This window comes from Paenibacillus sp. sgz302191, assembly GCF_057749925.1.
In genome coordinates, this window is record NZ_JBYLHY010000025.1 from 1 (window position 1) to 24,156 (window position 24,156).

29 protein-coding genes and 1 pseudogene are annotated in these 24,156 nt (G+C 43.8%); 6 read left to right on the top strand and 24 right to left on the bottom strand.

Going from position 1 to position 24,156, the window contains the following annotated elements:
• Together AC3G2T_RS27795 and AC3G2T_RS27800 are read left to right on the top strand one after the other, a co-directional pair.
• A partial coding sequence (locus AC3G2T_RS27795) for a hypothetical protein (RefSeq protein WP_488437576.1) occupies positions 1–238 on the top strand: 238 nt, incomplete at its 5' end.
• Between the two features lie 390 nt (positions 239–628).
• The gene (locus AC3G2T_RS27800) at positions 629–1,378 is read left to right on the top strand and encodes a YdcF family protein (RefSeq protein WP_488437577.1); all 750 of its coding nucleotides are present in this window, start codon (positions 629–631) and stop codon (positions 1,376–1,378) included.
• A 176-nt stretch (positions 1,379–1,554) separates the two neighbouring features.
• On the opposite strand, the pseudogene AC3G2T_RS27805 reads toward AC3G2T_RS27800, so the two are convergent.
• The 5 genes and pseudogenes from AC3G2T_RS27805 to AC3G2T_RS27825 all read right to left on the bottom strand — a co-directional run.
• Positions 1,555–1,905 (bottom strand): annotated as a pseudogene (locus AC3G2T_RS27805) (manganese catalase family protein); the annotation flags it as partial.
• Positions 1,906–2,044: 139 nt separating this feature from the next.
• Positions 2,045–2,743: a hypothetical protein gene (locus tag AC3G2T_RS27810; protein WP_488437578.1), complete on the bottom strand. Its 699-nt coding sequence runs from the start codon at positions 2,741–2,743 to the stop codon at positions 2,045–2,047.
• Positions 2,700–3,284 (bottom strand): phage holin, encoded by a 585-nt coding sequence (locus AC3G2T_RS27815; protein ID WP_488437579.1) that lies wholly within the window; start codon positions 3,282–3,284, stop codon positions 2,700–2,702. The genes AC3G2T_RS27810 and AC3G2T_RS27815 overlap by 44 nt, the downstream gene beginning before the upstream one ends.
• Before the next feature lie 169 nt (positions 3,285–3,453).
• A complete protein-coding gene (locus AC3G2T_RS27820) occupies positions 3,454–7,044 on the bottom strand; it encodes an LPD38 domain-containing protein (RefSeq protein WP_488437580.1) in 3,591 nt (1,196 codons plus the stop codon).
• An 11-nt stretch (positions 7,045–7,055) separates the two neighbouring features.
• On the bottom strand, positions 7,056–8,483 hold the full coding sequence (locus tag AC3G2T_RS27825) for a hypothetical protein (RefSeq protein WP_488437581.1): 1,428 nt from the start codon (positions 8,481–8,483) through the stop codon (positions 7,056–7,058).
• A 304-nt stretch (positions 8,484–8,787) separates the two neighbouring features.
• Here AC3G2T_RS27825 and AC3G2T_RS27830 point away from each other — a divergent pair, with 304 nt between their 5' ends.
• Positions 8,788–8,868: a putative holin-like toxin gene (locus AC3G2T_RS27830; protein ID WP_488437685.1), complete on the top strand. Its 81-nt coding sequence runs from the start codon at positions 8,788–8,790 to the stop codon at positions 8,866–8,868.
• A gap of 175 nt (positions 8,869–9,043) precedes the next feature.
• Here AC3G2T_RS27830 and AC3G2T_RS27835 read toward each other — a convergent pair whose 3' ends face one another.
• The 3 genes from AC3G2T_RS27835 to AC3G2T_RS27845 form a co-directional block, all read right to left on the bottom strand.
• Positions 9,044–9,259 carry a hypothetical protein gene (locus AC3G2T_RS27835; protein ID WP_488437582.1) on the bottom strand — a complete coding sequence of 72 codons (216 nt, stop codon included), beginning with the start codon at positions 9,257–9,259 and terminating at the stop codon, positions 9,044–9,046.
• 328 nt (positions 9,260–9,587) lie between these two features.
• A complete protein-coding gene (locus AC3G2T_RS27840) occupies positions 9,588–10,232 on the bottom strand; it encodes a BRO-N domain-containing protein (RefSeq protein WP_488437583.1) in 645 nt (214 codons plus the stop codon).
• A gap of 54 nt (positions 10,233–10,286) precedes the next feature.
• Positions 10,287–10,490, bottom strand: coding sequence for a helix-turn-helix transcriptional regulator (locus AC3G2T_RS27845; RefSeq protein ID WP_488437584.1), 204 nt, complete (start codon positions 10,488–10,490; stop codon positions 10,287–10,289).
• A 78-nt stretch (positions 10,491–10,568) separates the two neighbouring features.
• Here AC3G2T_RS27845 and AC3G2T_RS27850 point away from each other — a divergent pair, with 78 nt between their 5' ends.
• Both AC3G2T_RS27850 and AC3G2T_RS27855 read left to right on the top strand, forming a co-directional pair.
• Complete coding sequence (locus AC3G2T_RS27850) at positions 10,569–10,928, top strand: helix-turn-helix domain-containing protein (RefSeq protein ID WP_488437585.1); 360 nt, start codon at positions 10,569–10,571, stop codon at positions 10,926–10,928.
• Positions 10,929–10,964: 36 nt separating this feature from the next.
• Positions 10,965–11,183: a hypothetical protein gene (locus tag AC3G2T_RS27855; RefSeq protein ID WP_488437586.1), complete on the top strand. Its 219-nt coding sequence runs from the start codon at positions 10,965–10,967 to the stop codon at positions 11,181–11,183.
• An 18-nt stretch (positions 11,184–11,201) separates the two neighbouring features.
• Here the strand turns inward: AC3G2T_RS27855 and AC3G2T_RS27860 are convergent, their stop codons facing one another.
• Positions 11,202–11,804 carry a stalk domain-containing protein gene (locus tag AC3G2T_RS27860; protein ID WP_488437587.1) on the bottom strand — a complete coding sequence of 201 codons (603 nt, stop codon included), beginning with the start codon at positions 11,802–11,804 and terminating at the stop codon, positions 11,202–11,204.
• 142 nt (positions 11,805–11,946) lie between these two features.
• Between AC3G2T_RS27860 and AC3G2T_RS27865 the strand changes: the two genes are divergently transcribed.
• The gene (locus AC3G2T_RS27865) at positions 11,947–12,162 is read left to right on the top strand and encodes a hypothetical protein (RefSeq protein ID WP_488437588.1); all 216 of its coding nucleotides are present in this window, start codon (positions 11,947–11,949) and stop codon (positions 12,160–12,162) included.
• On the opposite strand, the gene AC3G2T_RS27870 is transcribed toward AC3G2T_RS27865, so the two are convergent.
• From AC3G2T_RS27870 to AC3G2T_RS27940, 15 genes are all read right to left on the bottom strand, one after another.
• Positions 12,159–12,329 carry a hypothetical protein gene (locus AC3G2T_RS27870; protein WP_488437589.1) on the bottom strand — a complete coding sequence of 57 codons (171 nt, stop codon included), beginning with the start codon at positions 12,327–12,329 and terminating at the stop codon, positions 12,159–12,161. The genes AC3G2T_RS27865 and AC3G2T_RS27870 overlap by 4 nt on opposite strands.
• A gap of 27 nt (positions 12,330–12,356) precedes the next feature.
• Positions 12,357–13,028 carry a hypothetical protein gene (locus AC3G2T_RS27875; RefSeq protein ID WP_488437590.1) on the bottom strand — a complete coding sequence of 224 codons (672 nt, stop codon included), beginning with the start codon at positions 13,026–13,028 and terminating at the stop codon, positions 12,357–12,359.
• 58 nt (positions 13,029–13,086) lie between these two features.
• The gene (locus AC3G2T_RS27880; protein WP_488437591.1) at positions 13,087–14,502 is read right to left on the bottom strand and encodes a hypothetical protein; all 1,416 of its coding nucleotides are present in this window, start codon (positions 14,500–14,502) and stop codon (positions 13,087–13,089) included.
• Positions 14,499–15,065 carry a phage adaptor protein gene (locus AC3G2T_RS27885; protein ID WP_488437592.1) on the bottom strand — a complete coding sequence of 189 codons (567 nt, stop codon included), beginning with the start codon at positions 15,063–15,065 and terminating at the stop codon, positions 14,499–14,501. The genes AC3G2T_RS27880 and AC3G2T_RS27885 overlap by 4 nt, the downstream gene beginning before the upstream one ends.
• Before the next feature lie 29 nt (positions 15,066–15,094).
• A complete protein-coding gene (locus tag AC3G2T_RS27890) occupies positions 15,095–17,119 on the bottom strand; it encodes a glycosyl hydrolase family 28-related protein (protein WP_488437593.1) in 2,025 nt (674 codons plus the stop codon).
• Positions 17,106–17,792: a phage adaptor protein gene (locus AC3G2T_RS27895; protein WP_488437594.1), complete on the bottom strand. Its 687-nt coding sequence runs from the start codon at positions 17,790–17,792 to the stop codon at positions 17,106–17,108. The genes AC3G2T_RS27890 and AC3G2T_RS27895 overlap by 14 nt, the downstream gene beginning before the upstream one ends.
• A 17-nt stretch (positions 17,793–17,809) precedes the next feature.
• Positions 17,810–18,520, bottom strand: coding sequence for a hypothetical protein (locus tag AC3G2T_RS27900; RefSeq protein WP_488437595.1), 711 nt, complete (start codon positions 18,518–18,520; stop codon positions 17,810–17,812).
• Positions 18,510–18,698: a hypothetical protein gene (locus tag AC3G2T_RS27905; RefSeq protein ID WP_488437596.1), complete on the bottom strand. Its 189-nt coding sequence runs from the start codon at positions 18,696–18,698 to the stop codon at positions 18,510–18,512. The genes AC3G2T_RS27900 and AC3G2T_RS27905 overlap by 11 nt, the downstream gene beginning before the upstream one ends.
• 58 nt (positions 18,699–18,756) lie before the next feature.
• A complete protein-coding gene (locus AC3G2T_RS27910) occupies positions 18,757–18,951 on the bottom strand; it encodes a hypothetical protein (RefSeq protein WP_488437597.1) in 195 nt (64 codons plus the stop codon).
• Positions 18,951–19,286 (bottom strand): hypothetical protein, encoded by a 336-nt coding sequence (locus AC3G2T_RS27915; protein WP_488437598.1) that lies wholly within the window; start codon positions 19,284–19,286, stop codon positions 18,951–18,953. The genes AC3G2T_RS27910 and AC3G2T_RS27915 overlap by 1 nt, the downstream gene beginning before the upstream one ends.
• Before the next feature lie 27 nt (positions 19,287–19,313).
• Positions 19,314–20,285 carry a phage major capsid protein gene (locus tag AC3G2T_RS27920; protein WP_488437599.1) on the bottom strand — a complete coding sequence of 324 codons (972 nt, stop codon included), beginning with the start codon at positions 20,283–20,285 and terminating at the stop codon, positions 19,314–19,316.
• A gap of 16 nt (positions 20,286–20,301) precedes the next feature.
• On the bottom strand, positions 20,302–20,736 hold the full coding sequence (locus tag AC3G2T_RS27925) for a hypothetical protein (protein WP_488437600.1): 435 nt from the start codon (positions 20,734–20,736) through the stop codon (positions 20,302–20,304).
• A 12-nt stretch (positions 20,737–20,748) separates the two neighbouring features.
• Positions 20,749–21,669 carry a hypothetical protein gene (locus AC3G2T_RS27930; protein WP_488437601.1) on the bottom strand — a complete coding sequence of 307 codons (921 nt, stop codon included), beginning with the start codon at positions 21,667–21,669 and terminating at the stop codon, positions 20,749–20,751.
• A 91-nt stretch (positions 21,670–21,760) separates the two neighbouring features.
• A complete protein-coding gene (locus AC3G2T_RS27935; RefSeq protein WP_488437602.1) occupies positions 21,761–21,949 on the bottom strand; it encodes a hypothetical protein in 189 nt (62 codons plus the stop codon).
• Positions 21,942–24,128, bottom strand: a complete 2,187-nt coding sequence (locus AC3G2T_RS27940; RefSeq protein ID WP_488437603.1) for a portal protein — start codon at positions 24,126–24,128, stop codon at positions 21,942–21,944. Before AC3G2T_RS27940 ends, AC3G2T_RS27935 begins: the two co-directional genes overlap by 8 nt.
• Between the last annotated feature and the right edge of the window lie 28 nt (positions 24,129–24,156).

Genomic DNA, 24,156 nt, shown 5'->3' on the forward strand with positions numbered 1-24,156 from the left:
GTTACCCATGCTGGTCTCCTTTGTAAATGGAGTGGGTAACACGCCCTCTACATTCACAATAGGAGATTTTTTAATGATCCACCAGATAAAAGTATCAATAAAATACAATTTTAGGAACATTTTGAAAAAAAATTTTCATGTCAGGTTTGTTGCAAAGCTAGTGGCACTTTTGCAGGAATTCAAGCTGCCAGGCCGATTATCTACTTTTCAGACAAGCGGAAACCACCGTTTCAGCTAAGTCAGCTACATACTGCATACGCCAATACGTCTTCTCAAAACACAGAAAACTCCCCCGTTAACACCTCTCTGACCAACTTCCCACGCTAAAAAGCTGCAATAGTACATCTCGCGAAAGTTTGGTGTTCGGGGTTCGGCGTTCAGTGGGGGTTCGGGGTTCGGGGTTCGGGGTTCGGGGTTCGGGGTTCGGGGTTCGGGGTTCGGGGTTCGGATTCCAGGACAACAAGGCTCCGGTTTCCAGGGTTCGGGTTTCAACCGCTCAGGTGCTTCATAAGCACTTCACCTCCCCGGGCGAACATTTCAACGTTCTTGCAGGATTGGTGCGAATGCCGTCGAAGTTAAGTAGTCGACCGATGCTGTTTTTTTAATCGCAAAGAAAGGAATTTTGCCCATGCTTTACGTGATCAAAACCGCATATACGCTGCTGTTTCCTCCCGGCATTATTATTGTGCTGCTTGTCTTCACCGCCCTTTGGCTCCAGCAAAAAAAAGAGCTTATGAGCTCTTTTTTGGTCGGCTTCGCGGCTTTGCTGCTCTATGCATGCTCGACGCCTTATCTCGGCAATTCTTTTTTGCATACGATTGAAAAAAGATATTCGCCTCCGGCCGAGGTGGCCGGCGATTCGCTCGTCATGCTGACCGGCGGTGCGGTTGCGGGCACTCCTGATCCTTTGACCGGCGGCACCGGCCATCCTAGCCCGAGTACAGCCGCACGCGTGCTTACCGTCGCCGAGCTGTACCGGCAGACGAAGCTGCCGATTGTGCTGTCCGGCGGGCAGGTTTTTGCCGATACGGGCAACGAATCGCAAATCGCCAAGCGTCATTTGATCGCCTTGGGCGTGCCTGAGTCGGCTATCAAGCTCGACGATACGAGCTGCAATACGGAAGAAAACGCCGCCAATACGAAGGCGATTTTGGAGCAAAACCACTGGAAAAAGCCGATTTTGGTCACTTCCGCTTTTCATATGGCCCGATCGGTCAAACAGTTTCAAAAGCAGAAAATCGATGTTCTGCCCTACCCGACCGACTATCAAAGCAGCGCCGACCTCCAGGCGTATGCCTATGCCTTTATTCCCTCCTACTCGGGATTGTCGGCTACGGCTTTAGCTCTGAAAGAGTACCTCGGCATCCTCGCTTCCTAGGAGTCTGTCTGACGGAGTTACTTTTGTGCATACCCACTGAATAATAACTGCATATATTGCCGCTTACGCTGCATAATTACTGTCATTTTGTATATATACCTCTGGTCAAACTCCTAGCTGAACAAAGGCTGTCCGCGGCAGCAGTTCGACCGCAGGCAGCCTTTTCTTTACACTCTTCAGTAAAATTTCTTCTGCTCCCTGTCCTCCTTCAATATTTCCACCGCTTCCCGGAACCGCAGCGAATGCACGATTTCCCGTTCGCGCAAAAATTTCAGCCCATCCTGCAAATCCACATCGTCGGTCATGTCGATAAGCCACTGGTAAGTTGCCCGCGCTTTCTCCTCTGCGGCAATATCCTCGTACAAATCGGCAATCGGGTCGCCTTTTGCTTGTATGTAGGCGGCAGTCCAGGGCACACCTCCGGCATTTTGATAGAACAGCCCCCTGTCGTGGGAAACGTAATGATCGGCCAATCCCGCTGCTTTTAGCTCCTCGATTGTGGCGTCTTTTGTAAGTTTATTAACCATTAATTGATATCTATTTTTTATGTCCATTTTATGTCTTGATACAACACAAACAAAAAAAGCCTTGCAGGATACTTTCCCACAAGGCTCTTTGACCGATGCTTTCGGATAGGTATATATTACCATACGTTTCGGATTCTGTCTACACATATCCTTTTTCTTTCATCACATCATAAAGGATCATCTGCTGCTCTACAGCCCATTGGGCATTGCCGTCAGCGGGGCCTTGCTTAACCAAATCGTTGAAATAGTTAAATTGGTTAACCATCTGTGCAATCTTCGTTATTTTCGCGGCCCATGTGTCCTGCTGCTGCATCTTCATTTGTATGTTCTTGATATCCGATCGTACTTGATTCATATCAATACATGGACATGATGTGTTATTCTGCGGATACTCGTTATGACCTTTCACATTCTCCACAGGAATGCCGAAAATGCCCATTAAAGTTAGAATTGTAGCATACAAACAGTTTCGTTCATCCGAGGTAAGATGGCGTTTAGAAAGGTCACCAGACACGCTCACAGACACCGTATACGAGTTGTTAGATGATGTATGATAGGAAAAGGTGAGCAGGTCGTTGGTCTGGTAAATTTGATCCCCTTTTATGACTGTATGGTAACTGATGTGCGCCCATTTCTGAACGTTCACATGGTAGTCTGCATAGGATTGAATCGTTGCGCCTTCGACGGCTGAATGATGCACAGCAATGTGTGTAATTTGCTCTTTCGTACGATATGGCTCGGGATCGGGCAGCCGGCTTGGTAATGTATCGGTAATATCGATGATTTCCTTTACATTAAACGGCAGACCCTGAATCACCTTTATATTGCGTAGTGTCATTGGAAGTATCTCCCTTCGCTTTACTGAAATGGTCCACTAAAATTCCTATGAATACTGCGACACCAGAGACGCCATTTGCGAAATTGTTAATCTGATCATCAGTAATGATGCTTAAGTCTAGGCCAAAAGGTTGTAATATAAGCTTAATAGCTCCAAAACACGCTGGTATCAGCGTCACCCATTTAATGCTTCTCCAATCCACTTTTTCCACTCTCCTTTGGTAAATTATGAGTCTGTTTGCAAACTGGGCAATACAAAACCCCGCCGAGAAAGATATAGAGATACCTTTGCCTAGCGGGGCTGAACGTTTTTTTGTAGGAATCGAGGTATTTGCACATTGTTCCTTCACTCCTAAATGTTGCTTGATCGATTGGATATCATCGTACATTTCAATTGCGCGGCGCTCTCGGCGCTTCTTCTCGCGCCATTTCAGCACCATTGTGGCTATCGTAATGACGGGTACGGCCCACTTCACGAGCCATGGCACTTGATTTTCAATATGCCGGAACAGATCGCGCAGAGCTTCGAGGACTTCGACCATGGATCACCCCGCCAATGGGAACAGGACCCGGCAGCAATAGCGCATCCTTGACCGCGGGGCCGTATGTCTCTTGGATGAAGCGCAGGTGATCGTCAGTGAAGTCGGATTCGAGATACATAGATTCGTCGAATTCAATCATAGGTATTCCTCCAATGCAAATACCACTCGTTTACCGAGTGGCTTGTAGTTGTTCTAGTGCTTGCTTTTGCAAATCACTAATCTGTATTTGTAAATCTTTCAATTGAGCTTTTTTCTCATCTTTTGATAAGGAATCATCGTTTTGTACATAGTCCATAAGCTTTCTAATTCTGGATATCTGAGTTGTAACTTTAGTAAAGTATTTCGTCAGGCCGGCATCTTCAGACACATCACCCTGAGACTTCGCATCTGCCTTTTTGGTATCATACTTGGTTTTCTCGTCGTAGAAGTTACGGGATATATCGTTTGAATATGTCGGATCGGCAGTTACTTGTGTTCTAAGTGTATCCGCTATTGAACCAGTTTTTGTTGTTAATGGAATGCCTAATTGTCCCAATATACCAGTGTAAGACTTGGCAAGATAATCGAGTTGCTTAGGAGATGTGTTTAAAATATTGCCGATAAATTTAGCCGGTTCGCTTGTTTTATCATCATATTGAAGTCGTGGTGAAAGCTGAGTTAGATCCTGTGGGACAATAGGTCGATTAGCGAAGTCTTTATTTGATGCCAAACTTTGAATAGGCCCCGCTATTGTGTCTCCTATCATTCCCGGGAGTACGCCAGTTACTCCTTTTGATTCAAGCCCTTCAATTGCTCCCCCAATACCAGGAGGAGACATATTCTGAATAAAATTGTGAGCAAAGTCCTGGAATGCTCTTGGATCATCTTCATTCCACGATCTCAGTATTCGCTCTAATGTCGTGCTGAACATCATCCCAAGCTCCCGCGCTTTAGGAACCTTTAAAAAGGTACCATCCCCTTTGGGTATGAGGAAGTTATTATCCTTTACAAAGTTGCTTAGTTTTTGATAATCAGGATTATTATAATTCAAGACATACATTAGTATCGTAGGGATTGTGACGGCTCCAGCAGCCTTAATCGTAGACTGAACGGGATTATCCTTGATTACCCTAACCGTCTTGTCTAGTCCCTGTACAGCGGCGTTTAAATAAGGGAAAAGAGCATCGGCTTGTTTTGTGTTGTTACCAAATTTATTGAAGTTGGTGGTAACATCATTGGCTTCAAATAATCCTTTAATCTTGCTGTCATATGTGCCATCTTTAGAAAGTCGTTTGAATTCACCCAGACGTGGCGCTACTTCTAAAGTGTTGTTTAGGTTTTCTAAAGCATGGTATGGCTTTGTAATAAGATTTCTTTTCAATGTTTCTCTTACGCCTGATGATGGTAATAATGTTTCTTTACTTTGTGCCAATAGATTACGATCAGCAGCAATCGAACTTGAGTGTCCGCCGCCTACATTTTTGTAGGTATTATACAATTCACCCTTCTTCTTCAACCAACTTTGCATGTACTCAGGTAGTTTTCCTGATATTTTGCTCCCTGACGCTGTGTCTGCCATTACACTCATTACAGAATCAAGCAAATCAACTCCGAACCTAATAGGATTGTTCGTTGATTTTGAGTTAACGAAAGCTGTAGGTATATCACGAGCAATATTTCTCGTTATTCCGAATACCGGATTAACTCCAGTTGTTAAAACTTTCATGGTTTTTGTTATTTTCCCGATGGCATCCATGACAAAATGTTGTCCTTGAGGACTCAGGCTTGTTATGGCTTCCAACAACTGCGGATCGTTTACTTTTAAATGGACTCGCTCTCCGTCGACGAAGGCACTAACGATATTACCTTTAGTTAAATCGGGCTTATTCAATGCGTTGTCAAAGGACTTCGCAACCTCATCAATCAAACCTTCTGGCCCATGTTCATCTAAGATTTTGCTGGCATCATCGGAATTTTTACCGACTATCTCTGCCCAATCTTTAAATTTCTCTGGATCTTTTTGAATGTTTCGGTATAAAGCCTGCATGACTTCATTTTGCTTGGCTGTTTTAACGTATTTAGCAGTGTTTTCGATGGTCGATTCTATTGGATTTACAATTTTCCTTTGAGATCCTTCTGCTGCTTTGACTGGAGAAGTTTGATTTGCAAATCCTCCATTACTACCAAATTTACGAGACTTTTCTAGATCGCTAAATATCCGTTGATTAGGGACGTAGTTTGGATTAGCCTCAAGGTATCCATCCCATTGCTTTTGGCTAAGTAGTCCTGTGTCGACCAACCAAGTCTGTCCTAATTTACGATTGTAATCATAATATTTTTCTGCTGCTTGCTTTAATTCAGGATGACTTCGTTCATACTCATCCACTTTCGCCTTTGCTTTCTGTATGGTCATATTAAGTTCATCTTTATATACTTTTTCGCCGCGGCCCATCCTAGTTATAGAGTGCTTAGCAACAATATAATCGTTAAACTGAGCTTCCTTACCTTTAGGAATGCTTTGAGCTACATCTTTGAGCGATCCACCGATAACATTTCCTTGCGAATCAACTAAGTTTTTCTCGAGAATTTGTCGAGATACCATGTCACTACCGCGAGAGTTTAACCCGAGTTTGTATGAACTCTCTGAAGGATTTAAAGATTTTCCGGTTACTTCTGCTACTTTTTTATCAAATTGGTTAACACGATGTAAGTTGTCAACGCCTTTGATGTAAATATCATTCGCTCTTTGTGCGAGTAATGGTTTTTCAGCGACTGTCTTCGATTGAATTTGTCCTATCGTGTCAGGTAATTCTCCAAGATTGTCTGTAGTTTGTGAAAATTTATCAATACGTTCATTACGTGCAATTTCACGTGGAGTAAGACGTATAGGTTCGCCTGTTGGATCGGCGTGCAGTACCGTATCCTTTGGTTCTGCCACAACAGGATTATTCTTTCCTCTTCCACTAGACAACTGAATGTTAGAGTAGTCGGGTAGTGGGGGCTCTTTAGCGCCGGCTATTACATCTTTCATGGACCGCAAACCAGATTTCAACAAGCTTCCAGCTGCGCCAAATGCACCACCAAATGCGCCCCCTACAAGTCCCTGTTCTAACACATTCTGAGGTATATCCTGTAAATCACCGCCACTGTTAAGCGTCTGAAATGGTGCATATGATGCTGCTCCAATAGCCCCACTTGTCGCACCTTCTGCGAGTTTATTCGCAACTTTACCTTCGAGTGTTTGGGTAACATTTGATCCTGTTAACTTTGCTAATCCACTATTTATTAGATTTCCAACTTTACTTGATGCTTTGTTCACCAATGGATTATCGAAAAAAGTTTTACCTACGTTTTGTTCAAGTTGAGAAGGATTAACAAGGTACCCTGCGCCTTGACCGACAAAGTTTAGAGTTTTATCTAGCGCATTACTACCAGTCGGCTTAGCTGTTTTCATTAGTTCAGGCGGTACACCCATTGCCCTACCAGCTGCATTATCAAGTGAACGAACGATTGAAGAATTGGCCAAATAACCAAGATCATTAAGGGGATTGAAGTATCCTCCTGGATAATCTGTTCTAAAATCGCTGTTGTTTTCTTGCTGTTTGGATTCATTTATTTTCTGCATAAGTGGTGATTTCTCTATGTTTATAAAATTGGTTGGAGTTGTATTGGTTAAAGGTTGATCATTTGTGGAACTATCTGTTAATGAACTCATCGGAATCAACCCACTAGGAGTCGATTCCTTTTTCTTATTAATATCGCTCATTTTAACAAGTGCCATGGTATCAACTCCTATTTATAGTAGGCTTCGTACTCTTTTATCAATGCCTGTTTGTCTGTCTTTGGATTATCCCATCTCAAGTCTTTTTGAGCAGCGGCGATTGCCTTTTCGCGGGAAGTTATTTCTTGCTTATCCGAAGGAGTAACTTTGTCATACTGAGATAAAGCATCATTTTTAATTTTCGTGAATGCGTCAGAACCTAATTGTTTTGTAATTTCCCCGGCATTTTGATTGAAAAATTTGACAACATCATCACGGCTTGTGGCTTGTGCTAATTCATTTTGTACATCTCCAGCAAATGCTCTTTGGGTTTTTGTGAGATTGAATGCTTCATCGGCTCGTGCATTATCTGCTGCCATATTAGCACGACTTGCAGCACCATTTGCCGCCGACGTATTCGCATTCTGCTGACTAATGCGAAGTTGACCCATCTGGACAGCCTGCTGCAAAGCATAATCAAGACCGTAGCGGCGCACGTCCTCATCAAACTTTTGCTGATACTGTTGGTCCGCGATTGCATCACGAGCTTGACGATATTCAAACTCATGCGTGGCCATATTTTGATTAAATGCTTGTCCCTGCTCCTGCAATTGTTGGTTTCTTGTTTGCAATCCTTGATTGAATGTCTGAGCTTGAGCGGCCAGTGTAGGCGCGCCGGCGGCTACGTTTTGTAATGCTTGGTTGTAATCAGACTCATATCCAACAATATCTGGATTAACACCTGTGAGCGCCAGTTTCTGACGCAATGCATCGGCTTGACCTTTATAACCACTCATTTGATCAGCATTAACATTCGGCTGTTCCGCTTGACGTTTCAGGTCAAGGATTTGGTTTATATAATCCTGTGCGACTTGTGGTAGTTGCATACGTCCAGTCAATGTTGCGTCAGCTCGTGCGTTCTCGATGCCCTGTTGCTGAAGCGTGTTGTATCCTTGTCCCACATTCAGCATGTCCAGCATATTTTGCCTATCCGTGTTCTGATCGTTCAGGTACCGGTTATACGCCTGTTGTTCGTACTGTGGTCGGATAGTATTCGCAATGTTCTGTTCGGCTGATTGGGAGATTTGATTCGCCACAGCTTCGGAATACGATGATCTTCCCTGACCCCCCGCACGTAGACGTGCATTTGTGTTAGCCATTGAAGTTTGTACGTTTCTACGGGCTGCATCAGACGCGGCTTGAAATGATGTATCTGTATCAGGGTTATAGGTGAACTGTTGCCGCGGCTGGCTCAGACGTTTCGCCACACTATCCAGCACGGATTTATAGTCAAACGTTGGTTGATTCGTTGTGCCTGCGTAGGCATTCGCCATTTGCGTTGACTTCGGCATCGTGGGTGATTGTGTCTGTGTTGGCGACGATATGGGCGTGGTTGCTTGGTCGTAAGAGATTTTTCCGTGTACGTAGTCCTGATATTTTTCTGGGATGATTCCGGCCATGCTTTCAACTCCTTTGTGGTAAAATACAGTAGGGTGATTGTGTGGATCGTATAAAGATAATTCAATACATGTACTTTCTTAACATTGGCGGGGTCGTTGCAGGCGTATATCTCGTTATATTGTTCTTGCTATTAGGTGAAACAAAAAAAGCAGCTGAGCAATCCGCTCACACTGCTTTTCAATTAGTTGCCACTTTATGGTTTAGAAAAAGATTCGATCTATGGCCTTAATGTGATATACTAGATTCACAATAGAACGGCTTGCAAGGGCGGTTGGTTCATCTCCTATGAAGGGAGGTGATTCCATGAAAGTAAAGGATGCATTAGCGCTGATGTTTATGTTCGGAATGTTTATCCTTGCGTTACTTTCCTACTTAAAAAAGTAGACCTCCCTTGTGATTTACGGTCCAAGGAGGTCTACTCTCTGTAAACTGTTCAGTTCGCCACCGCCATTAAAAGCGGCTATTGTGCGGGGGAGTCGGCTGTAACCGGCTCCTTTTGTTATTTATAAGCATATCATGACCGTTTCATACCTGCAAGTTACTTTTGTTTAATTATTGTTTACTGATTAGTCAGCAGTTTCTTAATAAGCTTAATATCCGTTCCTTGATCCTGGACAGTTGCTGCCAACTCATGCACGGTTGATTCAAATTCGGTGTTCTTCGCTACTTGCTCGGTTATCGCGTCAAGTTTATTTAAAACTTCAACCCGAAATGATTCTGCATCATTGTCCATTTTATCCAGCTTACTCAGTACTTGTTTCAGCAGTTCTTCCATGGTATCACCTCACTACAATTATAACATAGGTGGTTCTTTCATAAAATCACCCTTTCCTTAAACTAAAAGAGCCCCGTTAGGAGCCCTCTTGTATGCTTATGATGGTTTCTATAAGTTCTAAATGATTTACTCCAGCTAATTCAATGATTTCATTTGCAATCTCAAGTATGGCTATTTCAAGTTCACTCATGCTTTCCTCCATTTGGAGGGCATAGCCGTTTCGTGGATGTATGTGCTATACTATATGTATTGGGCTATGCCCTGTGTTGTGATCCTCTCCTTGTCCGCCAAGACTATTTAGGAGAGGTTTTTTCATTTTTAATTATTATCATATCGTTATCTCATTTCCATTTACATATTTTGAGTAGATCGTATCACTTATTGATATACCTAGATCAAACTTAGCAGTCAATGACATAAGATCAACTGTATCGTCAAGAATTTGTTGACGCTGCACCAGCATACCTGGTGTCATAAGTTCCTTTTTCAGCATTTTGGGATGACCGTTCATCGAGGAAACAGCTTTGTTTGCTATTGTATTTGCTTTTATAAAATCAACACGAACGGGATCAATTAGACTGTTTTTAAGTTTGTTCATGGTTTCTCGCTGGTGTTCCTTATCCAACATCCGGAAGATTTGAAACCCTTCGAGCCCCGATAATTGACGAAACTGTTTGATCATTTGTTTGACCCACTTTTTAAAGTCCTTAGCTTCATCAATCTCACTCTTAAAAACTGCTTCGTATATACCCGTTTCAGAAACAATAACCATTTTTTGCGATCTACCGATGCTGTCCGTTAAACGGACAGCGTCTTTTTCCTCTTCATCGATCATACGGACCATGTGCGGAGCGTGTTTGTATTTTAATGCTTTAGCAATATCTTGCGCTACTCCCCACCAATCTCCTGGCGTTTTCTCGACAAACCTAATTTCATGACCCATCCAATTTTCGACTCGTATTCCTTTGCTCATTCCCTATCCTCCTTGTGTTTATAAAGTTTTACTTGTAAAATAAATAAATAGTTGTTATGAAACTTCGTCAATAAGATCGTCGATATGTTCAACATTTAAAATAGACTTCAATTTCCTTGCCATTCCAAGAGATAAATTGTCTGGATTTCTCTCTAGTTTACAATAATATTGTTGAGACATTTCCAATTCAGCAGCTACTTCTTTTTGGGTTAAAAACATAACTCTTCGTAAATAAGCGATCTTACTTTTAGGCTTCATATCACCCCTCCTTTCTATGTTTATAGCAGTATAATATCGTTAATAGCAGTAAAAGTCAATGTATAGAGGTGATTTTATTTGGATATTTTTTCTGAACGCTTACGCCAAGCCCGTGTTAATAAGAACATGACACAAAAAGAACTTGCTGAATCCATTGGAGTTTCTCAACAATATTACAACCAATTCGAAAAAAATAAAGGTGAACCAAACTTAGAAACATTGGCTAAAATAGCGACCATACTGGAAGTAAACTCTGATTATCTTATAGGTCTAACTGATACACAGGAAACAAGAAAAAAAGCCGAAAGTGAATTTGACAGAAGAATCAGCGCTCTTGAAAGTACGATGGTTGAAATATTGTTTGGACTTAAAGACAAGTACCAACCTAAGAGTGATGATGATCCTGTCGAAGTATTTAAGAAAAAATTAGACTCATAAACAAAGGAGCCCAATAGGGCTCCATGGGAGGTAAGTATGAAAGATAACAGTGTATTGATTTCTGGCATTATAACATTTTCAATATGCATGGTTTATTTATTTTACAATAACTACATTAATTCTATTGGAGATTTTTTAATTTTTTCTTTCCTTTCTTCTATTGTAGTAATGATTGTTGCATCAATTTTTGATGGTAGCATCGGTGGCGGTTCAAATGGCGATCACTTTGGCGGTTCTGGAGGTCATTTAGGTTAACTTGGTGTAATCGACCTCTTACTTCGCCTGCAATTCGGTGATTTGCTTCTCGTAGTCGGCTATGCGCTTTTCGTTGTCTGCAATGAATCCAGCATACATATCTATAGCTTTTTGCACAGATTCTTTTGGTGAATTTTGATCCTTATAGATATTTTCGTTAGCCTGTTTTAAAGCTTTATTAGACTCTAATGAACGTTTTTCATCTTCCAACTTAAGTTTCAATTCATCAATCTGCGCCTGTACTGAAACGGCGGGAGAAGAAGTAGCTGAAGGCGTTGCGGTGGTTGCTGGTGTCGCGGTAGCTACAGGAGTAGCCACAGGCGTTACTGTTGGTTGTGGTGTATCTGTCACTGTTGTTGCTCCTTTCTCTTTCAGTTCTATTCCGAGATCGGCGTTAAACGAGACGTCCATGTTCAGGGCTTCCCCTACTGCCCGTACTGGAAGGTAGCTCGTACCATCAACGACCGCGGCCTGAGTGTCGAGCTGCTTGCCGGATATTTTCACCGGGAACTGTCCTTGAATGGTCTTACCCACAATGCTGTCCACAATATCGTCCGCGTATGCTGTTCCCGCCGCGGTGATGATCACGCCTGTTAGAAATCCGATTGCATATTTTTTCATGTAATATCCCTCATTCCGAATAGTATTTTCTTTAGTATACCATATGAAATGAAGCTTGTTGTAGAAAATTGTAAAAAACCTCCAAACCTATTAGAATGATAGTTGGACGACTGTCACTTTTTAGGATAGGAGGTGTAAACATATGGATAGGGATCAAGTTATTCATGATTTGACAATGTTATTCTTGCAAAAAAATGCGGAAATTTCAGACCCAGAACTACTTGCAAAAGAATATTCGAAAATCCACAGTAAAATTAGATTAGCATTCATATCGAAAGATGTTTCGGAAAAAAGCGCAAAAGAAGTAATTAATGATATGGATGAAGATGAAGAACAAGAGATTAGATATCAGTTTTAAGAACTTATTTTTTCAAGAGTTTCTTCAATGTACTGTTTCCGTTTTTCTTCATCTTTGATGTATTCTCGAGTTGAATGTTTAGTTAATTCAAAAAGCAGAAAAATAATTTTGTCCATCTTTCTTTCTAAGGCCGCTACATCAGCGGCTTTTTCTTTTAACTCTTCCATATCAATTCCTCCTATTATACCACATTATTATGTTGTACGTATGCCTTTTGTGAAAGTAATCGGTATATTTGCTACGCCTCCGGGTGTGGAGGATACGTAGACGGTGCCGGTTTGGCCTGTTAAATTGTTTATTTTAAGATTACCAGGAGCGGTTAAATTCAAATCAGTTGCCGATTGTAAGTTAATAGACCTGTTATTAAATGTAGTTAATAGCCACCCTGATCCGGTTGCCAGTTGCATATACGCATTTGGGCTACCGCCTTCTACCCATACTATTCCCGGAGCCCCCCCAGCAGAAGGAGTAATATCGACGTGGTTATTAGCATCAGAGAAAGCTTGCATAATGTTGCTATTTAAATTAAATGAAATACGTGGGTATCCAGACGACGAAGCAATAACAGCCCCTGTAGCAGAAAGTATGCCCGCTTGTGTGACTCTGAATGGGGCGTTATTCTTATCAGCACTGCCAGACCAGAACCTAATGGCATTCGGATTAGCAGCATCACCGCCGTTCATGCCAACCACTCCGCTTTTATGCTTCAATTCGGTTTGCGAGACGTTATATCCTGAGATTTCCCGAATGTTTGAACTATCGATCGTCCCTCCATTGATGATGAAGTCCAACGCCTTTTCCTGCATCGCCACGATATTCGCAAGCTGCGCTACATAATCGCGTAATACGCCTATATCGTCAGTCATAGGAGGTTCTTCCATCCTCGTTGATACGTTTGGCCAACTACCCATATGATCACCTCTCTCAATACAAAGGAATGTTGCGGAACTGCCTCGTTAATCCCTGAATAGTAATGGGTCCGGTACCTTGTATTTTTATCCTGTACACTTCCACATTCGCCATAGCGGTCACTGGAATGATGTACCGTGATCCCTGTTTGTATGCCGTTATTTCTGTCCAGTCCGAATCTCCAGAAGAAGATGGGCTAACGAAAATCTGTAACGTGCTGCCTGTTGGGACTGTCGCGTCAAACCATATCTTGTAGAGACGTTGTTGTTGTGATAGCGCCTGATTGTTGAACGCCTTCGTAACGGCTTTCCATGATATCTCCGTACCGTTATCCGTCGTTCCCCCGAGTTTCAGTACGCGACCTGTTGCATCGCCAATGTATAGGTCATTTCCCATCTTGGCAAAGCATGTGGGGATAATACCGTTCCATACGTTCCATATTTTCGCTATCTGCCGAGAGTCATAAACCAGGATGTTATCCGGTTGGATGAAGAAATAAACATTGTCTCCATCAGATCCCGCGCATGACTTGCTGTCAATCAACGGGAAATACTTCTTTACAATATCCGACCACACTTTACTTGGAATCGTACCACCCGAGTATTCGAATATTCCCGTTTGATGAAGGAAGCGCATAATACCAAGGTTCGTTACGGCGCTTTGATTATTGACGAATCCTTCATCTTCGGTGATCAAGTGTGTGTTGAAGTCCGAAGGGACGCCCCCATATAGTTCAAGCACCGCACCAGGCGTTCCGATCGTGAGTTTGGTTAGGCTGCCAGATAACATATTTATTGGCAACCCAGCCGTAGTTTCTATGTCTTTGGCGTAGCTCGCTTGATCTCCGTAAGTGACAGGGTCGAATTGGTTCCATTTGTCTGGTTGATCCAAGGAAGAAGCGCGTATTGTCACTTTAGAAGATCCCCATAGTCTGTTCTGATAGACCGTTATATAGTTCAGGTCCGCAGGGGCATCGCCAAATGCAACTTGACTTGTTCCGTCCCATTTACGCAGGCCATTTACACCGTTTGTCATCCAGAGACATATATCAAGTTGGTTCCCCTGGAAGTTGGTAAAAAAGGCTGCCGCTGTTGTGCTTAGTCCTAATGCGACTATCTGCCATGCACTGCCGTCCCAATATCTCCAACTCCCATCATTTAGCACAGCGTGTAGTTGTTGATTCTTCCAGACACCAAGGCCGAGTACCTTTGTTTCACCAACAATCGTCCCACCAACCTGCGTATATCCCGGACGTGTTACCGCCGCTGGGTATTGAGTTGACATGAGGTTGGACATTTCGGAGAAATAATCGTCGGCAATCGTGAGAGCATCGTAGGTATTGATGCCTTTCCAATCCCTGATGCTCACTTGCGATTGCATCCCGGTCACTGGCTGGTACTGAATTGGTTTCATTTGAATTGGCTTTCTCATGACGCTGCACCACCAGGAACATAGTTCTGCGCTGCCAAATTCCAAGATGCAGTATATTGTGCATTAAAGCTTGTTGATTTCGGATCATCCATTGCAAGGCAGATGTATTCGCATAACGCTGGAATGTACGTGTACTGATACTCGTCAGGGGCGTCAGGAACGGCGTTTAAGTTCGAACTTGTATAAGTCGTCGTCGCTATTCGATGATAGCGTATAATACCCGTTAAATCGCTCTGATAGGGTGCAGGGTTTAACGTCAGTGTTCTTGTTGCATCATCGAACATCCACCAATTCTGAGTAGGGACAACGCCATCCTCATCCAAGTTGCGATACTGAACCAGCCCTGTTTGCACGAGGTCAATATTTTTTTGCCTAACGTCCGTCGTAAGTGTGTACGTCGTAATCCCCTTTGTTGTAGTGAAGTTGGATATCCTGGGAATTTTAACCACGTTAAAAAAAGCTTGATTGATATTATTTATCCAGTTCACCAACATCGCTGTTGTGAATTGATTCGGCACAATAGTACTTGCTTCGTCGATAATTTGTTGTAGTGTTAATGGCATGGCATCCAATCACCTCTATACACTTGTACTTATGTGACTATATTGTTTGCGTTATTGTTTCCAGTGCCTAAGTTTGTTAAGGGTGTAGAAATGTTTGTAGGATTGATGATGTTTCCAAGGATATTAGACTTATTGGCTGTTGTATCGATGTAAATTCCATAAGTACGATAACCATCTATGTTATTGCCTTGAACATTAAGTCTATCTGATGCAATAGCATATATACCCATATACCCAGTTTGTCCGCTTTCATTGTAAATGACATTGTTGTTTACATTACTGCTAGTAACTTGATTAAAATGTACTCCGTATCTTGTGTTTACAAATGTGCATCCCGTAACAATGATGTTTTTTGAATTATTCAAAGCCTTGACAGCATAGAAATATAAACTACCACCGGACAATTGATTGAATTGCACGCCTGATATGGTGACACCTTCTGAGTTATCAATATAGATACCGTCCGTTTCTGCACCATTATTCAAAGGATTGATCCATCCACCTTGAATTAAAACCGAAGATGCGCTTTTAAACCCTCTTAATGTTATTCCCTGTGCATGGCTTCCATCTATTATCGGGTTGAATATCTCAATATCGGTTGACCACGTAGAATTTGTTGCATCTAAAATCATCGGAAATTTTACACCGGCAAATTGCGGAGAGTTAAAGGTATAGTCATTTACATAAGATCCAGAACATTCAATTCCAATTGTAGATCCCGTGCATCCCTGCATATCCATCCACACATTTGTAAATACGCTACTCACATTTCGATCAACACAATTCATTCCAATAGCATTAGCAGACCCACTACTAAATGTAACGAGAACCCTTTCTAACAATGTATTATTTGCGTTTTGCATATACATACCTTGTAGAAAATCAGCTATTTGGATATCTTCAATTTTCGCAACAGCCGTGTAACTCAATAATATCCCCGTGCCACCTATTCCCGGGGTTATGTTTCGAAATATGCCCAGACCTTTTATTTTAATCATAGATATACTAGCGCCCAGAGAACCGACGACCCTGATCGCATCATTGGTGTTTGAATTAACTAATATTCTGCTATTGTTTGTTCCTTTTCCTATTATGTTAATGTAGCTTGATGATATTGATAAATAGTCACTAATCATATAGGATCTTGCTTGTAATTCAACTGTGCCCCTGTTAATTAAGCTGTTTAATGCGTTTTGGATTGCAGTTCTGTCATTTGTTGAACCGTCTGCCTTCGCACCCCACCATTCGGGATATACGGTTGTACCATAAGTGAAGATAACAGTACCAAGACCTGTAAAAATTTGATACAATAACGCGCTAATAGGTCCGTTAATTGTTACAACTACGCCGTTATCGATAGATAATTTCGCACCGTTTGTAAATGATAATGTGACATTAGAAGGCACTGTAATATTGCTCGATAATCTGAATGTTCCAGGTGAAAACGAAATAGTTCCACCCGTAGCCGAAACAGTAGTAATCAGCGAGGCAATCGCGGGCGCATCATTCGTTACACCATCATTTAATGAACCATAGTCCGTAGCAACATAGATCGGGTGCATGTAAGGAGCCAGTCCATAGGTGGACTTTAGCCGAAACCCACCACGCGGAACGGCCGTATCCGTGATGGTATCTACATTACCAGTGGCATTGGTTGTTACGGTTGCAAGCGTAAGGTAATCCGTTCCCGCCGTTCCTGTAGGATGAGCCGTATCAACCCAAAAATCGCCTTTGTAGAAGTCAACAAAGTACGTAGAGTTTGTATTTTTAAGCTTTATTCCTGTAATGGTATCTCTTACCTCAACGTTGTCCTCGATGCTGGCAACACATTTTGATATATCGATTTGATCATTTCGAGTGATATTTTTAGTGACTAATCCACCACTAACTACATAAGCGATCAGGAAATACCCTACATCCTCGAATTCATTGATTTTTTTCCACTGGAGATAGGTCGCTTCTGTCTGCTTTGCTATCGGCGCACTCGTTGTCGGTGCATAGGGCGCTGTCGCCCACGGATAAGGACCGTATGACATTGCTTCACCATCTTTCATTGACTGTATAGCGTTCCCAACCGCTATTAGCCATCTGGTAGTCATAACTCCACTGCTTGTACTTCTCTTGATACTCTGTGGACTGTGCTCCGCTCACAATGTCTTTTAGAACGCCATAGACAAGTACCATATCAAAGTTCGGATCGAATCCGGTAGGACCATTTAAGCCGTCTACAGTGAGTGGAACAAGTACAGGAATGTGGAATATCTTTAGACCTCCTGGAACGTCTTGGCATGGATTTGGAACAAGTCCAATCGTACCGCTGAGGAAGTAGTAGTAAGGCCCATAATAGTACTCGTCAAACTGACGGTATGGCATCCTAAACCAGCAATCAGGTATCATTGGTATTATCGTCGTGCTGGTTATCGGATACGCAGGAGGTTGCACCCAATTGTCTGTACAGTCACATGGTCCATAGCCGCCGTATAAGCCCAGCCATAGCCCTTTAACGTCCACGTTTACCACATTTCCCGGTGGACACGGCAGCGGATATTGCGCCTTATCCTTGAGCAAATCAATCTGCGTCACAACTGCATCGGATTGTTGCTGTGCCGGACCAAAATTGCGAATGAGATCGTCTCGTACATTGGTGATTTTACGAATAATCGATTGTACAGATAAAAAGTTCGGCGATTTCTCTTGAATTTCTTCGACTACATCTTGAAGGTTCATGTTATCACCACTTTCGATTATCCTTTACCTGCAATTGTGGCCGTAATAGTGGCAGCAGCTGACGATTTTAAGCGTACATACCGCGCACCAATCGTTGTAGACAATGTGAAATTTCCAGCCCCGGATAATACCTGTGTAACTTGAGTATCGTAGAAATTCGTATTATCCTGAGAAACTTGCAAAGTTATTGTTGTTGCAGCACTTGCATTACCAAATGCACTGACGTTCGATGTATATTGACAGTCAATGGCCGTTGACGTTCCAGCAGCTGATACAGCGGCAGCACTCCACGCATTTGCATGGGCGCCCACAGTAGGAACGCTAGAAACTGCAGTGGATGTTAAGAGGTTGCCATTAGCATCTATCCGTAATCGATCAAATGTAGCACCATCATACGCCGTTAAACGGGCATTCACCCACAGTGCAATCGTGGCAGCATCGCCGTTGTCTGATGCCAAGTTCGATGCTGCTATTGGGATAGCATTTGTACCGTTTGAACCCATTAACCGAGAATTTACTTCAAGCCCGATATCTGATGCTGGCTGATTTGCATAAGCAGATGTTTTTGCGTCGCCGCCACTTGATGTGATATTTACATCCTGTGCTGTTCCGCCGCCGCTTGCTGCTGTAGTTACAAGCGGGTTTGCATTCGTGCCAAGTGCAGTTGCGTTTTCGTCCACCAAGTTTACATATGCTGGATTGCGTTTACTTGTAAAATTAGCCGGCATTTTTGTTATCCCTCCTTGTGTAATTCCGTTTCTTAGGTTTATTGGTTATCGGCTGCATAGGTTGTACCGTTGTTTTCGTATCTGATTTATCTTTAATTAATTGCTGTAACAGTTCATTCATCTTCTCAAGCTGCACATAAATAGCATTCAGTGCTTCAAGTTCACCACGTAATTTCATTGTTACACCCCCATATACACGAAAAAGGGGAAAGACTCGTAAGCCTTCCCCCTCGTTCTCACTTCTCCAACATTAATCCAGCCTCAATCAATTTTTTCCTCATGTTGTTGTAACGGCGAATAAATTCCTTCTGACCTTCGTTTGCATCTTTGTCAACCTTGAATGCCTCATAATGTTCAAGCGGGCTGACAGGAGGTTGCTCATTTGTTACAACAACGTTCTGCGCTAGGCGTTGGTATCCGATGTTTCCCATTACGCTTTCACCACCTGCAATTGCCATGTGCCCGAGGCGAGATCAACTGTTGCTCCGCTGAAGTTGAACAAGTTAATCTTGACCAAGTTTGCCGCAGTGACACTACCTTGTACGATTACGCCGTCTGTAGCGTATGGCGCGAATATGTTCACGCGGTCACCTAGTGCTGCTCCTGGTACACCTATAGCCGGTGACGTTGTTCCGGTCATGGTTGCCATGGCCGGCGGGTCATAGTTTGCAGTGGCGTTGATGACGCCGCTCCAATAGCGCTGCGGTGCCTGACGAATTGCTTTGAAACCAACTTCTGTTGTGTATGAACCTTTGGTTACAGGCATGTTATTGCTCCTTTCTTGCACTATCTATTAGGAGGTAGTTGTTCCGTCTGATCCCATAAGTGACCAAGGTGAATTCCATCCAAAACTCCAACGCCCGACTACTTTAAATTTAGACACTTCCGTATCGAAATCCGTGATCGTCCCATTCTCAGGCTTGCGGCGCCAAAACCATTTCACGTTCTGCTTTTGTCGTGCCGAATCAATCGCAAACCAAGCTTGTTGCGACTTGAGGAAAGGGCACACAATAACTCGCACATTCCCCTCGTACATGTTCACATTGAAGTTATTCGATCCCGGCTCGTATCCTTGCCCCTTACCGTCGATCCCAGCGATCTGGAACGCTACCCGCTGATTGTACGGATGAACCAATAGCGTATCCGGCATAGCAGACATGAGCACGCCACGGTCATCAACCCATTGGGACATGTTTACTGTAGCCTGATCCCACGAATCGATAGAAAGCTGGGCCGTCATTTTGTTGGACTGAACATCGACTGTATCCGTTGGCGAATACGGATGATCTGTAACGCAAAGTGCTTTACCATCTGGTCCAGTAGACACATAGGTATTTCCGATGTAGTTCGTACCAGCTGCGTTAAATGCGTTGTTGAATGTCTGTACCGCTTGATACTGCTGGGTTTTATATACAGCATCAGCCATATTAACGATGATATCCTTGAGTTGTGATACCTTCAGGTCATCGATAAAGTCGCGGTAAATCTCACGTCCTAGCGAGTACTTAATGTGTGTGTACGTCGCTTTCCAGAGTTGTTGGACTTGTCCATATGCTACCTGATTGTTTGAGTCAGCCCATGGCACCATCAACCCTTCACCACCAGCGCCATCGTACATTTCTAGCGCTTTGTCCGATCCTTCCACGCCATACAGTAGCGGAATAAAGTCCCGTTTCATCTTCGCATCCATTTCATTTTGGTAAATCCCCCGGAATACAGGCTCAAGAACCAGCGGGTCCCACTGTAAATACGACTGAACTGCCATGTCTGTTTACCCCCTATTAGCTAAATTGGCGAAGCTTAAAGTATACGTTCGCCGTCTGATTGGTAGTGTTGATGTCCTTGATGGCGACCGCGCCTCCTGCAACCGTAGCGGAGTTAACGGATAGGCCATCTGCAGCAATTGCAACGGCGTTTGCTCCCTCTTGGAATCCACCGGCCGGAGTACCCGTGTACTTAACAGTGAACACATCGCCCGGACGGATGAGGAACACGTCACACGGTTGATCTGTACCTGCTAATACGTCTGCAACCAGTACACCGCCTGGAACATCCAAGGCGCTCGCCTTAGTCCAACGACCATTGACCAGTTTAACCGTCTCTCCAGCCTTGCCCGCCTCGGCGTTCGTGAATAATTTATTCGTGATTCGCGTTTCGTCTTGATGTGCATCGTTGTGAATCCATTGGAACCCGGGCCCAAAAAGTGCTAATGGCATGTGATTGCCTCCTTAACGTTTCGTCATATATTTTTTAGCTGTCTTCGGATCAAGTCCGAACATAGCAAACGCGCCCTTGACAGCATCAGGAACGTCATCGTCCTGTTCTGGAGCGACGTTCTTCTCTACTGCGGCGCGTTTATTCAATCTTTGCTCTTTGATAATCGATTGGCGCAAGGTTTCGCGCTCTTTGGTAAGAATCTTGTCACGGTTGACGAGTTCGTAAGCATCTAACGGATCGTATCCACGCTTGAGCCTTGCATCCAGTTCTGGCGTAAGCCACTCAGCATCGTCGGATTCGGCAAGCTCTGGGTACTTTGCGAACAGTTCTTCCCACTTCTTTTCAAGCGCTGTGCGCTCACTGGATGCTTTGTTCTCTTGTTCCATCTTCTCACGGGCGGAAATGGATTCTCGAGCCTGCTTCATGAGTGGATGGTTCTCAAGGAACTGTTCGACTCGATCCGGATCTAATCCAGCATTCTCGGCGTCTTCGCGTATCTGCTGTTTGAGCGCGTCAAATTGATCTTTTTCACGCTGTTTTGCCTGTTCTTCGAGTTTGTCAAGGGATTTCAGATATTCCTCATGCGAGTCAAAGCCTGCGAGTTTGGCAGCTCGCTGTAATGCTTTCTCGTACTCCGATTTTCGCTCCCTTTCCTTCTCAAGGGCGAGTCCCCGCTGTAGGTATTCGTCAATCTGATCCTCAGCAATCTCGACCATGGCCTTATTAAACTTAACTTTGCGGACATTCGGTTGTTCTGTGGCAGGAACTCCCTCTCCATCCTCTAATTCATCGTCTGTCTGCTCTTCTGCAGCTTCCTGTGGCGTCTTTTGGCTGTAGCCTAATTCCACCATTATTTCCGCGTATTGCTCATTTGTAAGACCTTTTTGTTGTTCTTGAACGTCTTCGCTATGGCTGGCGCTTTGTTCACTCATGGGTATTTCCTCCTTATGCAAATCCGGTATGGCAGCCGGCAGAATAAAAACAATTTAAAAGGGCTACCGATGCACTTCGATAGCCCCGACACTATTTATTTCTTGCAGCACGTTTACGACCAGTTTGCGCCATACGGTTCATAGCAGCTGCACCATGTGTTTTTCTTCCAGCGGCGGCAGCAATCGCTGACGCTTGCTCCTTACTCATACCCTTGCTTTCAAGCGACTGTGTAAACTTTTGGAACCGTCCGCCTTGACCTAACTTCATCCCTTTAGCCATTTGACATACCTCCCTGATTTTGTAGTGAAACATGGTCCTGAACCATCTGTTGCACCGTCTGCGCCTCTTTCATGGACTGTTGCCGTTCTTGCATCTGTTGATTAAAGTGTTGATGTTGAAGGCTTAAGAGTTGATTGTTTCGTTCAAGGTCCATCCGCTCATTCTCCATCTGCATCTTTTGACCATCAACCGCTGATAGTTCTTGCTGCATTTGCTGAACCTGTTGCTGTAACTGTTGATTCTGCATTTGAAGCTGCACGACTTGCTGCTGTTGTTGCGCTTCTCCTTGGATGCGTTGTTGCACGATATCCATATTCTCAAGGCGACCAGTTTGAAGGACATACTGCACGCCTTTGGCGTCCATCAATGGTATGCCTGTAATCGGATCAGCCATTTGCATGAGTTGCATAGCGAGAGATAAATTATTTTGCATGTCAGTTGGTTTCTCTGCGGTAATCTTAACGACGATATCGAAGCATGGCACGTACTCTTCCATGACAGGAATCTGCGCTTGCTGACCGTCATCTATCGTATTTTGAACAGTTGTGGGAGCATAGGAAATAAGGGAATCTCGCCCCATACTCACGTTCATGCCAGTTACTCGGGCAATACGCTTGTCCGTGTAGAACTGGGCGATCAGCTCGATGTACTGGGTAAACACGTCGCTGAGTGCGTCGCTGAGAAGGTCAGACACGGTGTTAAGCCGCGTACTGGCTGCGGCAATGAGTGCTTTCGCTTGCTCGCCGCTTGTGACATTAGCATTCGGCTGACCGTTAGACGCATCAAACTGTCCCGGAATCTTCTGCAGAATGTCCTGATAGTATTTGAGCATGTTAAAAACAGTTTGTGGCGCGTTCACACCTTGAAGCTCTTTCCAGTCCTGTATACGCCCAGTGTTCACGGGAAGCATAGCGCCTTCCTGTGACCTCTGCTCTTTCCACGTAGCAACCTTAGTTATAGCGCCTTCCTCATATACGATCGCAGAGTTGCCACTCTTCGCCATTGTCTCGATGGAAATTTCAGCGTACTTGTTGAGCATGATTTGCGGCTTAATCATGTCTCGCATGAATCCTTTACCCCACACGTTGCGTCCGTTTGGGAACAGCGTACGAGCTGTGAATGGGTACTGACCATGGTCGTACACGTAGGACTTGTGCTCAAGAAATACGCCGCTTGTCGCTATATAAGCGCAGTGTACGCCCTCCATCGTTCCCTTTGCCTTGGCTAGGCATTCAGAAGGGTCTTTACTTTGTAGAAGTTTCTCATGCGCCATTTCGTTAAACAGTTTCTTGTCCTCGGTTGTCATCATCTTCGGCAGTCCACGGTACCAATACTCGATTAGACCGGCTGTATTTGTTTGTGTGGATGCGTCCCACGGATACCATGTAGTATCCGTGAAGTTGAATGTGTTCTGTGCCATGCCGTAGTTCGGGTAATTGAATATCTGCACGTCCTGTGCCTGGTTGTCCGGCTGCACCTTCTTGCCTTGTTCGGGCCATCGTTCCTGAAAATATTCAAGCGTTTTACGTGTGTTGATAATGACCGCGCCCATGTCCTGCAAGTACAAAAAATCAGTGATACGCGGATCAGGAAAGAAGCTTCCCAGTTCCACCGGAATGATATCGTTTTGACCGACGTACCGGTTCATTCCTCTTCCGCCCTCGACGTTTGGGTCGTAAATCGTCTTGACGATGAACGGTCCGTGTATCACACATTGTCTAACCGCACTAATATACTTTTGTTTAAACTTGATCTTTCCGAGTTCATACGGCATAAACGCATTTAAATCCTGTGCTTTCGGCTCGTCTCCTGGCTCCTGCGCTTGAAAGTCAGGCCACGGGTCCCATCCACATAGTTTGCCTATGATCGATTCAATTTGCGCCCATGCGATGTTATCGACACTGTTAGGTCGTAAACGTGATACATTAGGCGAACGTAGTCCGTACCAATGATCTCCTTGGTAAAATCGCATTTCCTCACGCCATAACGGCTCTACCATCTGCCTAGCCGATTTGAACACGGTATAGTCTTGGTAGATGTTATCGTAAAATAGCTGCTGTTCTGGCGTATTGATAACGAGTGCTGAATTGTCTACACCATCCGATCCAGAAAAGATAGTTTCGAGTTTGTCAGCCATTTTGTTGTACGCGTTTTTGGCTTTGTCTAAGACCGTCGCCACTCAATCGCCTCCTTTCGGTGAAAATAAA

Excerpts from the sequence above, each read along its gene's own strand:
- AC3G2T_RS27900 (WP_488437595.1), bottom strand. The coding sequence starts at position 18,520 with ATGCCGGCTAATTTTACAAGTAAACGCAATCCAGCATATGTAAACTTG.
- AC3G2T_RS27930 (WP_488437601.1), bottom strand. The coding sequence starts at position 21,669 with ATGAGTGAACAAAGCGCCAGCCATAGCGAAGACGTTCAAGAACAACAA.
- AC3G2T_RS27810 (WP_488437578.1), bottom strand. The coding sequence starts at position 2,743 with ATGACACTACGCAATATAAAGGTGATTCAGGGTCTGCCGTTTAATGTA.
- AC3G2T_RS27925 (WP_488437600.1), bottom strand. The coding sequence starts at position 20,736 with ATGCCATTAGCACTTTTTGGGCCCGGGTTCCAATGGATTCACAACGAT.
- AC3G2T_RS27800 (WP_488437577.1), top strand. The coding sequence starts at position 629 with ATGCTTTACGTGATCAAAACCGCATATACGCTGCTGTTTCCTCCCGGC.
- AC3G2T_RS27855 (WP_488437586.1), top strand. The coding sequence starts at position 10,965 with ATGAAAGATAACAGTGTATTGATTTCTGGCATTATAACATTTTCAATA.
- AC3G2T_RS27870 (WP_488437589.1), bottom strand. The coding sequence starts at position 12,329 with ATGGAAGAGTTAAAAGAAAAAGCCGCTGATGTAGCGGCCTTAGAAAGA.
- AC3G2T_RS27860 (WP_488437587.1), bottom strand. The coding sequence starts at position 11,804 with ATGAAAAAATATGCAATCGGATTTCTAACAGGCGTGATCATCACCGCG.
- AC3G2T_RS27885 (WP_488437592.1), bottom strand. The coding sequence starts at position 15,065 with ATGCCATTAACACTACAACAAATTATCGACGAAGCAAGTACTATTGTG.
- AC3G2T_RS27865 (WP_488437588.1), top strand. The coding sequence starts at position 11,947 with ATGGATAGGGATCAAGTTATTCATGATTTGACAATGTTATTCTTGCAA.
- AC3G2T_RS27915 (WP_488437598.1), bottom strand. The coding sequence starts at position 19,286 with ATGCCTGTAACCAAAGGTTCATACACAACAGAAGTTGGTTTCAAAGCA.
- AC3G2T_RS27895 (WP_488437594.1), bottom strand. The coding sequence starts at position 17,792 with ATGAACCTTCAAGATGTAGTCGAAGAAATTCAAGAGAAATCGCCGAAC.
- AC3G2T_RS27820 (WP_488437580.1), bottom strand. The coding sequence starts at position 7,044 with ATGGCACTTGTTAAAATGAGCGATATTAATAAGAAAAAGGAATCGACT.
- AC3G2T_RS27825 (WP_488437581.1), bottom strand. The coding sequence starts at position 8,483 with ATGGCCGGAATCATCCCAGAAAAATATCAGGACTACGTACACGGAAAA.
- AC3G2T_RS27935 (WP_488437602.1), bottom strand. The coding sequence starts at position 21,949 with ATGGCTAAAGGGATGAAGTTAGGTCAAGGCGGACGGTTCCAAAAGTTT.
- AC3G2T_RS27830 (WP_488437685.1), top strand. The coding sequence starts at position 8,788 with ATGAAAGTAAAGGATGCATTAGCGCTGATGTTTATGTTCGGAATGTTT.
- AC3G2T_RS27890 (WP_488437593.1), bottom strand. The coding sequence starts at position 17,119 with ATGAAAGATGGTGAAGCAATGTCATACGGTCCTTATCCGTGGGCGACA.
- AC3G2T_RS27905 (WP_488437596.1), bottom strand. The coding sequence starts at position 18,698 with ATGAAATTACGTGGTGAACTTGAAGCACTGAATGCTATTTATGTGCAG.
- AC3G2T_RS27920 (WP_488437599.1), bottom strand. The coding sequence starts at position 20,285 with ATGGCAGTTCAGTCGTATTTACAGTGGGACCCGCTGGTTCTTGAGCCT.
- AC3G2T_RS27880 (WP_488437591.1), bottom strand. The coding sequence starts at position 14,502 with ATGAGAAAGCCAATTCAAATGAAACCAATTCAGTACCAGCCAGTGACC.
- AC3G2T_RS27835 (WP_488437582.1), bottom strand. The coding sequence starts at position 9,259 with ATGGAAGAACTGCTGAAACAAGTACTGAGTAAGCTGGATAAAATGGAC.
- AC3G2T_RS27875 (WP_488437590.1), bottom strand. The coding sequence starts at position 13,028 with ATGACTGACGATATAGGCGTATTACGCGATTATGTAGCGCAGCTTGCG.
- AC3G2T_RS27845 (WP_488437584.1), bottom strand. The coding sequence starts at position 10,490 with ATGAAGCCTAAAAGTAAGATCGCTTATTTACGAAGAGTTATGTTTTTA.
- AC3G2T_RS27840 (WP_488437583.1), bottom strand. The coding sequence starts at position 10,232 with ATGAGCAAAGGAATACGAGTCGAAAATTGGATGGGTCATGAAATTAGG.
- AC3G2T_RS27910 (WP_488437597.1), bottom strand. The coding sequence starts at position 18,951 with ATGGGAAACATCGGATACCAACGCCTAGCGCAGAACGTTGTTGTAACA.
- AC3G2T_RS27815 (WP_488437579.1), bottom strand. The coding sequence starts at position 3,284 with ATGGTCGAAGTCCTCGAAGCTCTGCGCGATCTGTTCCGGCATATTGAA.